The sequence below is a fragment of the Microbacterium sp. zg-Y818 genome, from assembly GCF_030246905.1.
Lineage (GTDB): Bacteria > Actinomycetota > Actinomycetes > Actinomycetales > Microbacteriaceae > Microbacterium.
Window position 1 is genome coordinate 675,956 of sequence record NZ_CP126741.1, and the last position, 14,850, is coordinate 690,805.

Here is a 14,850-nt window from a genome sequence, read left to right on the forward strand (position 1 = left end):
CCGCCCATCTGCTACTCACCGCTCATCCGTATGCATGGCCACGTTCCAGGCTATCCCACGGGTCCCGGACGGACGGCGCGAGGAAGGGGACGGGGTCATGGGGCGGGGAATCGGTAGAGCACCAGCTGTGGGCCGCTCGCTCCGCCGTCGAGGATCTGGGCGAGCTTGGCGAGCTCGCGGGCGATATCTGTGGCCTCCCACGGGCTCGATGGCGAGCCCGTGACCGGCTGCCACTGCTCCAGCACGGGCAGTTCTTCAGCGATGGCGGAGTAGACCGTGGCGCCCTCGGTGCCGGCTGCTCTGAGGTGGCGGCCCGCCATGGTGGACGACGTCAAGACGTACGTGCGGTCCTCGCCCTCGTGGCGCGATCGGAGAACGCCGTCGTCGACGGTGAGGTCGCTCAGGACGCTGCGCGCTCCGGCGGGGAGAAAAGGAGTGTAGCCGTCGGAGATCACCTGGTCGGCGGTGATGCCGTGGGTCTTCAGGTAGCGCTCCGCCAGCGCCCGTGTATCGGGGGCGAGCGCAACGAGCAGACCGACGGTGGAGCTGAGCAGCAGGCTCGCCCCCGAGATCGCGGCAAGCACCGCCACCGTCACGGCGGGCGCGCGTCTGGCCGCGGGTGGGGCGTTCTCCGCGCGCCGCCCGAGCGCGGCCGCGGCCCGGTAGACGGCCACGACGCCGATACCGGCGAGCAGCACCGGAGTGATGTACATCGGCAGTCCCCATCGCGCCCAGTGCAGCGTCAGCGCGCTGATCGCCACCCAGAACGCGATGCCCACGAGCAGGGGGAGCGCGCTCCACACACGGCGCCACAGGATGGCGCACAGGCCTGCGACGGCGAAGACGGTGAGCAGGACGCCGCCTTCGGAGAAAAAGTCACGCGCGTAGAACGCCAGGTTGCCGCCCCAGTCGAGGCCGTCTGCGCCCAGGTGTCCTGTGGAGTTCTGCTGGAACAGCTGGCGTCGCACCTCGGCGATGTTCGTGAACAGCGTGGGAGACAGCAGGAAGGTCATCCCGAGGAACATCCCCAGCGTGCCGAGGCCACGGGTGACGATGAGCGCGGGCCGGCGACTGCGGAGTGCGGCATAGATGACGGCATAGACGATGACCACCGCGGCCAGCGCGGCGGGGTACTTCGCCGTTACCCCCACGGCGACACCGAACGTCCCTAGCGCCAGGTCGCGCCACGACTGCGTGCGGATGTAGCGGACCGCGCCGAGGATCGCGATCATGACGGCGAAGGTCAGCGGGATGTCGGGGGTCGCGACGCGGGAATGCGCGACGAACGGCGGGAACACCGCGACGGCGAGCGCCATGAGCACGCCGACCGACCGTGCATACTCGCGACCGATGAGGTAGGCGACGGGGACCATGGCGGTGCCCAGCACGGCCGTCACGGCGCGCGCGAGGGCATAGAAGGGTGCGACGTCGGAAGCGAAGGCGACTTCGGGCGACACCCCCAGCACGAGGTGGCTCCACGCCTGGAACAACAGGTAGCTCAGTTGCATCTCGAGGTGGTCGGGACGCATGAAGTACGGCGGCTCGAAGGAGTTGCGGGCGGCCATGTCGATCGCACCTTCGACGACGACCCACTCGTCGGCGTGCAGCGGGACGGGCAGCCCCCAGGTGATCCCCGTCACCCGTAGGAGTGCGCCACCGACAACCGTGGCCAAGAGGATCCACGTGAGCCGGTCCCACCGTGCCCGGACGCGGCCGGCAGCACCGGCCGCCGCAGAAACGGGGCTGAGACCTGAATGGCTGCGTTCGGTGCGTCGCATGCTCGCCCGGCCGGTTGCCGTGGTTTCCCCGACCCGGACAGGAGGGGGGGACGGCGGGGCGACCGGGGTATCGGTCGTCGCCGCAGAGTCGGCGAGCCGCCGTGAAGCAGGGGGCATGGTGTGTTCTCCGATAAGGATTGCCGCGCCGCGGGCGCGCGAGACGACAGCCAGCCTAACCGGCGGGGTCTGCGCTTCTCGTGTCAGGGCCGTTCTGAGGGGCCTGACAGGGTCGGCGCACGGGAGCGGGATAGCCTGGGCAGACACCCCTCCGCTTACAGAAAGGCCCCGTTCGCAGTGGTGAGCCAACTTCTGGGCGCCATGATCGCGACCCTCCTGTTCTACGGAGTGTTCGGGTTCATCCTCGCCCGCCTGATCGGTCTGCGTGGCCTGTGGTCCATCGCCGCGGCCCCCGCCTTCGCCACCACGGTCATCGGCGGCTCGAGCGTCGTGGCTCCCTGGTTGGGCCTGCGGTGGAACTTCGTGCCCCCGCTGCTGTGCGCGGCCGTCATCGCCATCGCCGTCGTCGGCGTGCGGTTGATGCTCGCGCGGCGCGCGGCTACGGCCTTCGGCCTGCGGCCGTCCCCGATGACGGCGGGCGCGTGGTGGACGGCGGCCGCGCTCGCCGTGGCCGCGGGCATCCTCGCGCTGAGGGTGATGGCCGTCCTCGGCTCCCCGGACGCCATCTCGCAGACATTCGACAACGTGTTCCACCTGAACGCGATCCGCTACATCACCGACGTCGGAACGGCGTCGGCGCTGGAGATCGGCCAGATGACCAGTCCCGGCGGGGGAGTCCCGTTCTACCCCGCGGCGTGGCATGCCACCGCCGCGCTGGTGGTTCAGCTGACGGGGGCGTCGATCCCGGTGGTCGTCAACGCCCAGACGATCGTCATCGCGGCCGTCACATGGCCCGCCGCGGCAATGCTCCTGGCTCGCACGCTCGCCGGCGGGCGCACAGCCGTGACGGTCAGCGCGGCCGTCATCAGCGTCTCCGTGCCCGCGTTCCCCTTCCTGCCGATGGACTACGGCGTCCTGTACCCGTATCAGCTCTCGCTTGCTCTGGCGCCCGTGGCGCTGGCGGCGACCGCGCGCCTTCTGGGGATCGGAGGCGAGCGCGACGTCGCACTGGCTCCCGGGTGGTGGGCACTGGTGCTCATCGGCTCGCTCCCCGGCGTCGCGCTCGCGCACCCCGGGGGCTTCGTCGCCTGGCTGGCGCTCTCGGTGCCGATGGTCCTCGCCTTCGCCTGGCGCGTCTGGGCGCGCGCGAGGGGGTGGCGCACTCGGGTTCTCGTGGTGGCATCGCTCGCCGGTTACGGCGTGCTGGGCATCCTGCTGCTGAAAGTCCTGCGTCCGCCGCTACCCACCCGACTGTGGCCCACGATCATGGACCCGGTCTCGGCCGTCGTCGATGCCGTGACGCTCACCCTCTACTACCCGGTCCCGGCCTCTGTCGCCGCGGCCGGTGTGCTGCTGGGGCTGGTGTGGGCGGCGATCGACCGTACCCGCGAGAGTTTCGTCATGGTCGCCTCGTGGGCGATCGGGGTGATTCTGTTCGTCGTCGTCACCTCGTCGCCGTGGGGCAACCTCCGCGACGCGCTCACGGGAAGTTGGTACAACAACTGGCCGCGGCTCGCCGCGCTCTGCGTCGTCGCGGTCGCGCCGCTGGCTGCCTACGGGATCGCCCGCACCGCGCAGTGGGCCGCGGCGCGACTGCGCCTGCGCGCGACGTCGGCCGCTGTGCTGGGTGCCGTCGGAGCGATCGCGCTCCTGGCCGCCGCGCAGCCGGGACTTCAGGCCGCTGCGGATCGGGCACATCACTCCTTCGTGATGAACGCGTCGTCACCGCTGCTGAGCGACGACGAGGCGGCCCTGCTGTCACGCCTGGATGAATCGGTGCCCGAGGGGACCGTCATCGCCGGCAACCCGTACACCGGAGCGGGCCTCGCGTATGCGTACAGCGGTCGACCGGTGCTGATGCCGCACATCCTGATGGACGTGTCAGAGGACATGGCGGAGGTCAACGACGGGCTGCGCGATGCGGACGACGACCCGGCCGTGTGCCACGCCGTGGACGACCTCGACGTGGGGTACGTGCTGGATTTCGGATCGCGTGAGGTGCACGGCGGTGACCATGCGCTGCCCGGTCTGACCGACCTGGAGGATTCCGGAGCGGTGCGTCTGGTGGACCAGCAGGGGGATGCCAGACTCTTCGAGGTCGTCGCCTGCGGTCGGGGGTGACCACGGAGGATGCATCGAATGGTCGAACACAGCAACGCCGAGCGGGTGCTCGTGCTCGTTCCGGCATGGAACGAGGAGCGCAGCGTCGGTCCCACCGTGCGGGAGATCAGGGCGGCGTCGTCCGACTACGACGTGGTCGTGATCGACGACGGATCCGCTGACGACACTGCACGGGTCGCACGGGAGGCCGGAGCCCATGTGCTGTCGCTGCCGTTCAACCTGGGCGTCGGCGGGGCCATGCGCACCGGATTCGCCTACGCGCAGCGCCAGGGCTACGGGCGCGCGATTCAGGTGGATGCGGACGGGCAGCACGACCCCGGCGACATCGTTGCGGTGCTCGGCGGTCTCGCGCGGGCCGATATCGCCATCGGCGCGCGATTCGCCGACGTCGGGGACTACAGCGTGCGCGGCCCCCGCCGGTGGGCGATGGTCGTGCTGGCATCCGTCGTGTCGAAGGTCGCCCGAACCCGGCTCACCGACGTGACGAGCGGCTTCCGGGCCGCCAACGCGCGAGCGATCGAACAGTACGTCCGCTACTACCCGGCGGAGTACCTGGGAGACACCCTCGACTCGCTGGTGGCGGCCGTCCATGCAGGGCTCACGGTGACGCAGGTGCCGGTGGCCATGCGTCCGCGGGCGCACGGCCGTCCGAGTCAGGGGCCCCTCGGCGCAGCCGTATACCTGCTCAGGTCCGTCTTCGCGCTGGGTCTGGCGCTGATGCGACGCGCGGTGCCGCGCCGCCGGGAGCAGGGGAGCGCATCGTGATCGTGTGGATCGGGATCGGCCTGGCACTTGTCACGATCGTGCTGGTCATGTGGATGCTGCTGACGCGGCGTCTGCGCGAGAAGTACGCCGTCATGTGGCTGGTGATCGGCCTCGCGGTGCTGATCGTCGGACTGTTCCCGGGGCTGCTCGACGGCTTGACGCGCGCCCTGGGCGTCCAGCTGCCGTCCAACCTGCTGTTCGGCACGGCGATCCTGCTGCTGCTGGGGGTCGCGCTGCATCTGTCGTGGGAGCTGAGCCTCGCCGAGGACGAGGTGCGGCGCCTCGCCGAGGAATCGGCGATCCTGCGGCTCCAGGTCGAGTCGATCCAGGCCCGGGTCGGCCTGCTCGAGGACCGCGGTCAGGACCCGGAGTCGTCCGACTGAGCCGCGGCGGCTCGGAGGGCGCGGCGCCGGCCGCCGACCAGGGCCCCCGCCCACCAGCTCGCGCGATATTCCATGGCGAACCGCGGCGGGATCACCCCGGCGCGCAGCGCCCTGCGCAGCAGGGCGTCGAGGCGGCGGAATCGACGCTCGTGGCCGAACAGCTCGCCCAGCTGCGGCTCGACCCCGTCGGTGCGCAGGCGCAGCGCGTCGACCATCAGCTGTCGCCAGCCGACGTAGGTCCAGAAGGTCATGCGCGCGATCCCGGCGGCAGAGGACGACCCTTCGTAGCGGCGCGCCTGGGCCGTGACGTTTCGCACCGAGGCCGCCAGGCTCGCGGGGCCGAGTGCGCTGGGGTCGCCGTAGACGTTGGAAGCGTGCTGCACGTAGTCCTGCAGCACCGTGTCGACGACGCGGGTGCCGCGGTGCGCACCGGCGACAACCGCCAGCCAGTGGTCGTGCGTGGCCACGCGCGTCGACGCGCGGGGGAAAGGCAGTGCCGTATCCAGGATCGCGCGGTCGAAGACGCAGAAGGACCCGGTGAACTGGTTGAACAGCACGGTGTCCGCCGCGTCGGTGTCGCGCCGGTCGGTGCGGCCGGTCACTGCGTCACCGGGGTACGTGGTGAGCCGGGCTTGACCCGACACGAGGGAGACGTCGGCGAGGTGGGGAAGCAGGGCCGCGAGCTTGTCGGCATCCCATCGGTCGTCCTGGTCGCACAGGGCCACCCAGGCGGTCGCCTCGGACACCTGGCGCAGGCCGCGCTCGAAGTTTCCGTAGAAGCCCCGCCGTGTGCCGTCGCCGACGAGGCGGAACCTGGCGTCGTCGCCGACCGCCGCGCGCAGCACCGGCTCGACCTCGGCAGGGTCGCCGTCGACGGAGATGATGCACTCCCAGTCGGCCACGGTCTGGTCCCGCAGCGACAGCAGCTGGCGCCGGAACAGCTCGGCGTCGGGGCGGTACGCCGCCAGCACGATCGCGCCGCGTCCGTGAACCATCTGCCCGCCCTCCCGGCCGCCCGGTGGCGGTCCAGCGAGTCAGGATAGTCTAGGTCCGCCATGCCCCTGTCTCGCGACCACTGCGCCCGCCCTCACCCCGGCGCCCGCTCCGACCGTCTCCAGGGGCGTCGGTGACCGCCGCCGTCGTCTGGGCGGTGGTGTCGACGTACCGCCCCGGCCCCTCCGCCGTGGAGGCGATCGCGTCCGTGCGAGGACAGGTCGACGGGGTCATCGTGGTCGATGACGGCTCCGGAGAGGACTCGACGGCGACGCTGGACCGGCTGCGCGAACTCGGAGCGCACGTGACCGCCTCCGACGCGAACGTCGGCATCGCCGCCAATCTGAACCGCGGCATGCGCATCGCCCACGCGCGCGGCGCAAGCCATGTCCTGACCCTCGATCAGGATTCCGTCGTGCCCGAGGGATTCGTGGCCGGCTTGCGTGAGGGCGCGGAGAAGGTCGTGGATGAGTGGCTCGGCGCGGCCGTCCCGGAGTACTTCGCCGACGTCCGCCAGGCCACAGCGCCGCCGGACGCCGATGGGCTGGCACCGGCCGCGAACGTCATCCAGTCGGGCATGCTCATCCCGCTGCGCACGATCCAGGCGGTCGGCGACCTGCGGGAGGACTTCTTCATCGACCTGGTCGACACCGAGTTCGAACTGCGACTGCGGCGCCGGGGCTACCGCGTCGTCGCCGTCGCGGGCCTGCGGCTGGGGCATGCGCTGGGCACGAAGTACGACCGGCGGCTGTTCGGCCGTCCCGTGCGCGTCCCGGGCATCCCCCCGGAAGTGACGCTCAGCACCCCGTTCCGCTACTTCTACCGGGTGCGCAACCGGCTCGTGCTCGATCGTGAGTACTTTCGCAGCGCGCCCGCCCAGATCGTGCGGGACACGCTTCTGGATGCCGTGCACTTCGTCAACGCGCTCGCTTTGGCGCGCCCGCGACGGGCACTGGCGCGGATCTACCGCGCGGCGCTGTTCGCTGCGGTGCGGGGCAGGATGGGTCCCATGCCTGCCCCTCTGCGAACCCTGGCGGCCACGGTTCGCTGGGATGCGCCGCTCATGTCGGAGGGTGACCGGTGAGCGCCCGCCCGCTCGTGGGAGTGCTCGGTCGCATCAGCGGATTCTCCCTCTCGGTCGGGGCTGGCAGCCTGCTGGGCATCCTCGCGCTGCCGGTGCTCATGGTGGCCCTCGGCCCCGAGACCTGGGGCATCCTCGTGGTGGTGCAGACGGTGGGGCAGCTCGGCGGGGTCCTCGTCGCCTTCGGATGGGGTGCGACGGGAGCGGCGATGGTCGCCTCCGCCCCCGAGGCCGACCGGCCGAACCTGTACCGGGAATCCCTGCGCGTCCGGCTGCAGCTCTACGCCGCTGCGGTGCCGCTGGCTGCAGTCGTGCTGCTGCTGCTGACGCGCGGCGACGTGGTCACTTCGCTCCTCGGCGCTGTCGTGTATCTGCTGCCGTATCTGGGCGCGACCTGGTTCTTCACCGGCCAGGCGCGTCCGCTGCGCCTGTTCCTCTGCGACACCGTGCCGACGATGGCGGGAACGATCGTGGGAGTGGGAGCGGCGCTGCTCACCGGTCAGCTCTGGGCTTTCCTGGTCGGGCAGGGTCTCGGCTTCCTCGTCGCCGTCTCGATCGACGCGGTGGTCGCCGGGCGGGGTGCCACGCCGCAGCCCCAGCGCCGACCGCTGCGGCTGGTCCTCGGCGAGCAGCGTCACGCCGTGGTGGCCACCGCCACGAGCACCCTGTACGTGAGCCTGCCGATCGTCGCGGTGCAGGTGTTCCTTCCCGCCCTGGTGCCGCTGTACGGCATGGCCGACCGGCTCTTCAAGTACAGCTCCATCGCCTTCCTGCCCATCCAGCAGTTCTTCCAGGGGTGGGTGCCCGACCCCGACGCCGACCTCGCACGTCGAGCCAAGGCGGCCGCGCTGGCCTCCGCCGTCATCGCCCTGATCGGGGGAGGGCTCATCGCGGGATTGTCCCCGCTGGCATCGGTGCTGCTTTCCGCCGGGAAGCTGGAGGTGCCGTGGCAGCTCTCGCTCCCGCTGGGCGTGGCCTTCGTCGGTGTCGGCGTGTCGGCCGTCGTCGGCTATGCCTGCCTGGTGGCGGTGGGCCGCGTACGCTCCCTGGCAGTCTCGACGCTCATCGGGGCGGGCGTGGGCGCTCCGATGATCCTCGTTTTCGCTGCGAGCGGCTCGGTCTCACTGGTGGCATGGTCCGTGGCGGTCTCGGAGCTGTGCGTTGCGGGGTACCAGGTGTCCGTGCTGTGGCGCGAGCTGCGGATGCGCGGAGGGGGACGGGGATGACCGCTGCGAGGGTCAGCGTCTGCATGGCGACTTACAACGGGTCGGCCTACGTCCGTGAGCAGCTCGAATCGATCCTGTGGGAGCTCGAACCACAGGACGAGGTGATCATCGTCGACGACGCCTCCCGTGACGACACCGCCGCGATCATCAGAGCCATCGACGACGACCGCATCCGCCTTCAGGTGCGGGAGAGCAACGTCGGCTATGTTCGGGCCTTCGAGCAGGCCATGGCCGGCGCGCGGGGCGATGTGATCATGCTCTCCGACCAGGACGACGTGTGGATTCCCGGGCGCCGCGCGGCGTTCGTCGAGGCGCTGCGGGGAGCGGGCGTCGCGGCATCCAACCTCGTCCTGCTGGGTTCCGACGCGCCTCTGCCCTCGCCGATCCGGCGGGTGCCCTGGCGGCTGTCGTCGCGGCGGTCGCGTCAGCGGGTGCGCAATGAGCTGCGGATCCTCGCGGGGATCGCGCCCTACTTCGGGTGCGCGATGGCTGTCCGGCGCGACATGCTCCCGCGGGTGCTGCCCTTCCCATCGTTTCTCGTCGAATCGCACGACCTGTGGCTGGCGACGTTCGCCAACGCGCACGGCCTGCTCGTGCACATCGACCAGCCCACGATCCGTCGCCGGCTGCACGCGGAGAACACCTCACCGTCACGGCCGCGGGGGATCGCTGCGGTGCTGCGCGCCCGGCTCATGCTCGCCCGTGCCTGGATGGCCGCACTCGGCCGCTGAGCGGGGGAGCCGTCAGCGGAGGATGTGGCGCAGCGCGGCACTGCGACCAGCCGGCGATCCTTCGCGCAGCACGCGCGGGAGTTCGGTCAGCGCATGCAATCGGGAGAGCAGGCGCGCCCGGGCCGCTCGCGCGGTGGTCGACCAGCCCGCGCCCGCAGCCCGGGCCGCCACCTCTGCGTAGAAGCGCCGCTCGTCGTCGAAGCGGCGGCCGCTGAGCAGTGAGGTCTGTGAGGCGCTCGCGCGGTGCCGGCGGTAACGGAACACCGGGGCTCCGGTCGCCACGAGTGTGGCGCCGTCGAACACGAGGTCGAGCAGGATGGCGAGGTCGAGGATGATGGGCAGGTCGTCGCGGAAATCGTGTCGCGCGATGGCCTCGCGGCGAAAGACCAGTGAAGGCCAGTAAAGCCAATTGCCACGGACGAGGCTCGTGGCCAGGCGCTCGCCCTGCAGTTCGACGTCGCCGTGGTCGGTGCGCGGGGCGATGGCGTGCTTGATCCGGTCGGCCAGCGGCCGGTACGGGGTGCCTTCCGCGTCGATCACGACCACGCCGGGCTGGATGATGTCCGCGCCGGGGTGTCGGGCGATCACCTCGTGCACGTGCGCGACGTAGCCGGGCTCGAGCAGGTCGTCGCTGCCCAGCACCGTGAGGTATTCGGCCTGTGACTGGCGGACGCTGGCGCGGAAGTTCGCCACGATGCCGGCGTTCTCCTCGCGGCGGACATACCGGATGCGGTCGTCTCGCACCCCGGCGAAGAAGTCGGCCACGCGCGGGTCGGGGTACCCGTCATCGAGAACCGTGAGCCGCCAGCGGGGGTCGGTCTGCGCACGCACCGAATCGACGGTGCGGAAAAGCAGGTCCGGGTCGCCCCAGTAGGGAAGCATGAGATCGATCATCATCGCCTCCAGCTTAGGAACATTGCATTGATCAGGCGCCCAGCGGCCGCCGGATAGGCTGGGTTGGTCTCTCTGTGGCACCGCGAAATCGAACGAAAGCGTCTTTTATGGATCTCCTCATCGTCGGCTCGGGCTTCTTCGGTCTCACGGTCGCAGAGCGGGCGGCTGCGGCCGGCCGCAAGGTCACGGTGATCGATCGTCGCCACCACATCGGCGGCAACGCCTACAGCGAGGACGAGGCCACCACCGGCATCGAGGTTCACCGTTACGGCGCGCACCTGTTCCACACCTCCAACCCGACAGTGTGGGAGTACGTCAACCGCTTCACGGATTTCACGCGCTACGTGCATCGGGTCTACGCCAACCACGCCGGCGTCGTGTACCCGCTTCCGATCAACCTCGGGACCATCAACCAGTTCTTCCAGGCGGCCTACAGCCCCGATGAGGCGCGGGCCCTCGTGCACGAGCAGGCGGGGGAGTTCGACCCGCAGACCGCGCAGAACCTCGAAGAGCGGGCCATCGGGCTGATCGGGCGTCCCCTGTACGAGGCCTTCATCCGCGACTACACGGCGAAGCAGTGGCAGACCGATCCGAAGGACTTGCCTGCCGAGGTGATCAGCCGCCTGCCTGTGCGTTACACGTACGACAACCGCTACTTCAACGACACCTGGGAGGGGCTCCCGGTTGAGGGCTACACCCGGTGGCTCGAGCGGATGGCCGACCATCCCAACATCGAGGTCAAGCTGGGCGTCGACTACTTCGACCCCGCGCAGCCGCTGAACAAAGCGGCCACTGTGGGGCAGCTGCCGATCGTCTACACCGGCCCCGTCGACCGCTACTTCGACTACGTCGAGGGCGAGCTCTCATGGCGCACGCTCGATTTCGAAGAGGAAGTGCTCGACATCGGTGACTTCCAGGGCACCCCGGTGATGAACTACGCCGATGCGGACATCCCGTACACGCGCATCCACGAGTTCAAGCACTTTCACCCGGAACGGGCCGAGCGCTACCCGACGGACAAGACGGTGATCATGCGGGAGTACTCCCGCTTCGCCACCCGTGAGGACGAGCCGTACTACCCGGTGAACACCGCGGCCGACAGGGCGGGCCTGCTGGCGTACCGCGAGCTGGCCAAGGGTGAGCGCGACGTGCACTTCGGCGGACGCCTGGGCACCTACCAGTACCTCGACATGCACATGGCGATCGGTGCCGCGCTGTCCATGTGGAACAACCGACTGTCCTGAACGAGAGCTGAGCCGAAGGATCGTTTCGTCGTGCACCCACTCATCAATCGCCTGAAGCCCTTCCTGCGACGCGCGCGGGGGACTCGCGGGCTGCGAGCCGCGGCGACACTGGCTGCGCGTCCCTACCTTCCCACCGCGCGCGGCGTGGACATGGTGGTCGGCGAGTACTACGGCATGCTCGTCGGGCGCACCTTCGCCTCCCAGGAGGAGGCCGCCCGACACTACTTCAGCACGGGATGGAAGCTCGGGGTCATTCCCAACCCCCTCATCGATCTACCCGCCGTACGGTTCTCTATCTTCGCCTCGCTGCGCCTGCGCAACGCGCTGGCGCAGGCAGCGATGATCGGTGAGTGCTCCACAGCGCTGCCGCTGAGCCGGCTCGCCGACGCGCTCGCGCTCGCCGCCAGGTATCCGCGTCTCCCAGACCGCCGAGGTGGCTGGCCGGTCGCTCTCATGCGGTTGTCGCACCTCGAGCGTGAGCGCCTGCCGATGCTCATCGGCGCCCGTCGCCTGGCGTGGCGCGACGTGATGTCCGAGTGCAGCGGGCTGGCCGAGGTCGCGGCGGCGGTGCATCGCGGGGGGCTCCTCGATCTGGATTTCTACTCGCTTCAGATCGGCGGAGCGCGTCCGCTGACCCCCGAGGCTGCGTTGGACGATTACCTCACCAACGGCGAGTTCGACGGCCGGTCGCCTCACCCGTTCTTCGAGGCGGAATGGCATCTCGAGCGTGATCGGGCGCAGCGCAGAACAGGCCGCGCTCTGAATCAGTTCCTGGAGTACGTGCGCCAGGGGCAGCGCGGTCAGGCCAGCCCGCATTTCTGGGGCCAGCGGTGCTTGGAGATCCACCCCGAAGCCGACGAGACCAGATTGATCGCATGGTTCGCCGAGCGGGCCGGCAGGCAGGAGTTCACTCCGTCATCCGAGGGCGTGACACCGGTGAAGGTCAGCGACGCGCTCGAGATCACGCGGCGGACGGTCGGTGAGTACCACGCGAGCCTGGCGGTGATCCGGCCAGCGGGCGCGATTGTGAGCAGGCACATCGTCAGCCCGGGAAGCGCGACGCCCTCCGGGACGTTCGCCATCGTCGTCGACGGGCGGCACCTCACGCTCGACAGCGTACCCGAGCTCGCCGAGGCCGCCGCGCAGCGGGACGTGGAGGTGCGGCTGCTCGTCATCGAGGAGACCCGCTACCCCCGGTCTTCTGGGATGGAGACCGAGTTCGCACGTATCGGAGCAACCGTGACCCTGCGTGAGGGACACGAGTCGTTCGGCTCCGCAGCCCGTCGGGCGCTGCAGGCTGTTTCTCCGACCGCCTGGACGATGTGGCGTCCCGGGGAGCTGTGGGATCCTCGCTTCGCCTTCGTCGCCTCGAGCGTGCTCGCCGCGCATCCCGAGGCGTCGGCGGCGGTCGTAGCCCACGACGGTCTCAGCCAGAGCTGGCTGAACACCGCCGACGCGCTGTGGCTGGACGACGTGGACGGTGCCGGCGTGGTGCTGCGCGGCACGGGTCCGGATGCCGTGCTGCCGGATGCCGCGCTCGACCTGGGTGTCGCGCAGCGAATCGTCTTCGGGCTGGCTGAGGACGGAGTCTGCGCGGTGATCCGTTCGGCGCTCGTCGAGGTGATCTCCGACCGCGCCCAGCGCTTCGAAGCGCGCGCCGGCGCGAACGCTGCCCGCTCACGGAGGCTTGTACGCTTCGACCAGCCGATCCGCGACGGCGTCGTCGTCTCCATCCCCACATACGAGGATTGGGCGCTCACGGCAGGGGCCGTCCGAGCGGTGCTGGCGCACACCCCGGGGGAGGACGTGCGGATCGTCGTCGTGGACAACGGGTCCCGCCGTCCGGTGGCGACGCTGCTCGCGGGCGAATTCGCCGGCGACGCCCGCGTGAAGATTCGCCGACTCCCACGCAACACCGATTTCGCGCTCGGATCGAACGCCGGCGTGGCTTCAGAACCTGCGCGCACCCTGGTGTTCCTCAACAACGACACGATCGTTCAAGCGGGATGGCTGGAGCCCCTGCTCGCTTCGCTGGACGCCGGAGCCGTGGCCGCGCAGCCGCTTCTTCTCTACCCCGACCGCACGGTCCAGACAGCAGGCACGGTGTTCCCCGGCGGACTGTCGATGCCGTGCCACCTGTTGGCGGGATTCCATCAGCTCGATGTCGACCCTCGCATCTCGGAGTATCCGTTCGCCGCTCTGACGGCAGCGTGCGTGGCAATGCGATTCGAAGACTGGGCCGCCGCGGGTGGCTTCGACACGCACTACGTCAACGGGATGGAGGACGTGGATCTGTCTCTCAAGCTGCGTCAGCGCACGGGCAGGCCGCTTCGCGTCTGCACGTCATCGCGCGTCCTGCATCTGGAGAGCAAGACGCCCAATCGGCACGCCTTCGTCAACGACAACCGGCACCGGTTCGTGGCGCGCTGGCACCACGAGCTCGTCCACGATCTCGACGACCGTAACGTCCTGGACGGAACTGCGCTGAGCTGGACCTCGATGCGGTGGCGGCCGCAGAGGGAGAGTCCTCTGCGCGAGGGGGAGATCGTGTTGACGAGGCACCTGCCCCTGCAGGTGGACGAGGCCGCCCCGCGTCTGCGCTGGGCCATCAAGACCTCTGCCACGGGCGACTCGGCCGGCGATACGTGGGGGGACACCTTCTTCGCCGATGACCTCGCCGATGCGCTGCGCCGGTGCGGCCAGGATGTCGTCGTCGACCGGATCAGCTCGCACACCCGGCCCCAGTCGGACGTGTGGGACGACGTCACGCTCACGCTGCGTGGCCTCACGTCATTCACTCCCCAGCCGGACGCGGTCAATCTGCTCTGGGTCATCAGCCATCCCGACTTGGTCACACGCGCCGAGCTGGTGTCCGGATTCGACGCGGTCTACGCGGCGGGAGACATCTGGGCTCGCCGGATGAGCGAAGCATGGCAGGTTCGCATTCAGACCCTCCTGCAGGCGACGAACGAGCGGCGATTCACCCCCGCAGCAGGTTCAGGGCGGTCGGATTCGGTGGTCTTCGTCGGCAGAACCAGAGGCGTGCCGCGCAAGATCGTGGCCGACGCGATCGCGGTCGGCGGAGACGTCGCCGTGTACGGCGATGATGGCTGGGAGCAGTTCATCCACCCGCGTTACATCCGCGGATCGCTGGTCGCCAACGACGAACTGCCCACCGTGTACGCCGAGGCCGGAGTCGTCCTGAACGATCACTGGGACGACATGGCGGCCGAAGGATTCCTCTCGAATCGGCTGTTCGACGCTGCCGCCGCGGGGGCGCGGATCGTCAGTGATCCCGTGGCGGGGATGGAGGAGGTCTTCGGGCCGCAGGTCGCCGTCTACCGGACCCGAGAAGAGCTCGCGCAGCTGCTGAGCGAGCCCGGCCGATGGCCGTCGGACTCGGAGCTGCGCCTCTCGGCGGCCTCCGTTGCGCGGGACCACTCGTTCACGGCCCGGGCGCAGCGCCTGGTCGAGGACGCTCTGCGTATCCGGCGGGAACGGGCCGCCGACTGATGGG

11 protein-coding genes are annotated in these 14,850 nt (G+C 69.9%); 8 read left to right on the forward strand and 3 right to left on the reverse strand.

Going from position 1 to position 14,850, the window contains the following annotated elements; all coding sequences use genetic code 11:
• Positions 1 to 95 precede the first annotated feature (95 nt).
• Positions 96 to 1,640, reverse strand: coding sequence for an ArnT family glycosyltransferase (locus QNO21_RS02965; RefSeq protein WP_257519543.1), 1,545 nt, complete (start codon positions 1,638 to 1,640; stop codon positions 96 to 98).
• 456 nt (positions 1,641 to 2,096) lie between these two features.
• Here QNO21_RS02965 and QNO21_RS02970 point away from each other — a divergent pair, with 456 nt between their 5' ends.
• From QNO21_RS02970 to QNO21_RS02980, 3 genes are read left to right on the forward strand one after another with little or no spacing between them, the layout of a single operon-like run.
• Positions 2,097 to 4,016, forward strand: coding sequence for a DUF6541 family protein (locus QNO21_RS02970; protein ID WP_257519542.1), 1,920 nt, complete (start codon positions 2,097 to 2,099; stop codon positions 4,014 to 4,016).
• Between the two features lie 18 nt (positions 4,017 to 4,034).
• Positions 4,035 to 4,781, forward strand: coding sequence for a glycosyltransferase family 2 protein (locus QNO21_RS02975; RefSeq protein ID WP_257519541.1), 747 nt, complete (start codon positions 4,035 to 4,037; stop codon positions 4,779 to 4,781).
• The gene (locus QNO21_RS02980) at positions 4,778 to 5,164 is read left to right on the forward strand and encodes a DUF2304 domain-containing protein (RefSeq protein ID WP_257519540.1); all 387 of its coding nucleotides are present in this window, start codon (positions 4,778 to 4,780) and stop codon (positions 5,162 to 5,164) included. Before QNO21_RS02975 ends, QNO21_RS02980 begins: the two co-directional genes overlap by 4 nt.
• Here QNO21_RS02980 and QNO21_RS02985 read toward each other — a convergent pair.
• Positions 5,140 to 6,159, reverse strand: a complete 1,020-nt coding sequence (locus tag QNO21_RS02985) for a glycosyltransferase (protein WP_257519539.1) — start codon at positions 6,157 to 6,159, stop codon at positions 5,140 to 5,142. The genes QNO21_RS02980 and QNO21_RS02985 overlap by 25 nt on opposite strands.
• A gap of 131 nt (positions 6,160 to 6,290) precedes the next feature.
• On the opposite strand from QNO21_RS02985, the gene QNO21_RS02990 reads away from it, so the two are divergent.
• From QNO21_RS02990 to QNO21_RS03000, 3 genes are read left to right on the forward strand one after another with little or no spacing between them, the layout of a single operon-like run.
• A complete protein-coding gene (locus tag QNO21_RS02990) occupies positions 6,291 to 7,241 on the forward strand; it encodes a glycosyltransferase family 2 protein (protein ID WP_257519538.1) in 951 nt (316 codons plus the stop codon).
• Positions 7,238 to 8,464, forward strand: coding sequence for a lipopolysaccharide biosynthesis protein (locus QNO21_RS02995; protein ID WP_257519537.1), 1,227 nt, complete (start codon positions 7,238 to 7,240; stop codon positions 8,462 to 8,464). Before QNO21_RS02990 ends, QNO21_RS02995 begins: the two co-directional genes overlap by 4 nt.
• A complete protein-coding gene (locus QNO21_RS03000; protein WP_257519536.1) occupies positions 8,461 to 9,195 on the forward strand; it encodes a glycosyltransferase in 735 nt (244 codons plus the stop codon). Before QNO21_RS02995 ends, QNO21_RS03000 begins: the two co-directional genes overlap by 4 nt.
• Before the next feature lie 12 nt (positions 9,196 to 9,207).
• Here QNO21_RS03000 and QNO21_RS03005 read toward each other — a convergent pair whose 3' ends face one another.
• The gene (locus QNO21_RS03005) at positions 9,208 to 10,092 is read right to left on the reverse strand and encodes a glycosyltransferase (RefSeq protein ID WP_257519535.1); all 885 of its coding nucleotides are present in this window, start codon (positions 10,090 to 10,092) and stop codon (positions 9,208 to 9,210) included.
• A gap of 104 nt (positions 10,093 to 10,196) precedes the next feature.
• On the opposite strand from QNO21_RS03005, the gene glf reads away from it, so the two are divergent.
• Positions 10,197 to 11,333 carry a UDP-galactopyranose mutase gene (gene glf, locus QNO21_RS03010; RefSeq protein ID WP_257519534.1) on the forward strand — a complete coding sequence of 379 codons (1,137 nt, stop codon included), beginning with the start codon at positions 10,197 to 10,199 and terminating at the stop codon, positions 11,331 to 11,333.
• A 30-nt stretch (positions 11,334 to 11,363) separates the two neighbouring features.
• On the forward strand, positions 11,364 to 14,846 hold the full coding sequence (locus QNO21_RS03015; RefSeq protein WP_257519533.1) for a glycosyltransferase family protein: 3,483 nt from the start codon (positions 11,364 to 11,366) through the stop codon (positions 14,844 to 14,846).
• Positions 14,847 to 14,850: the final 4 nt, after the last annotated feature.

What these genes read in the sequence shown, in the direction of transcription:
- QNO21_RS03000 (WP_257519536.1), top strand. Translation starts at nt 8,461, where the DNA reads ATGACCGCTGCGAGGGTCAGCGTCTGCATGGCGACTTACAACGGGTCG.
- QNO21_RS02975 (WP_257519541.1), top strand. Translation starts at nt 4,035, where the DNA reads ATGGTCGAACACAGCAACGCCGAGCGGGTGCTCGTGCTCGTTCCGGCA.
- glf (WP_257519534.1), top strand. Translation starts at nt 10,197, where the DNA reads ATGGATCTCCTCATCGTCGGCTCGGGCTTCTTCGGTCTCACGGTCGCA.
- QNO21_RS02970 (WP_257519542.1), top strand. Translation starts at nt 2,097, where the DNA reads ATGATCGCGACCCTCCTGTTCTACGGAGTGTTCGGGTTCATCCTCGCC.
- QNO21_RS02985 (WP_257519539.1), bottom strand. Translation starts at nt 6,159, where the DNA reads ATGGTTCACGGACGCGGCGCGATCGTGCTGGCGGCGTACCGCCCCGAC.
- QNO21_RS03005 (WP_257519535.1), bottom strand. Translation starts at nt 10,092, where the DNA reads ATGATGATCGATCTCATGCTTCCCTACTGGGGCGACCCGGACCTGCTT.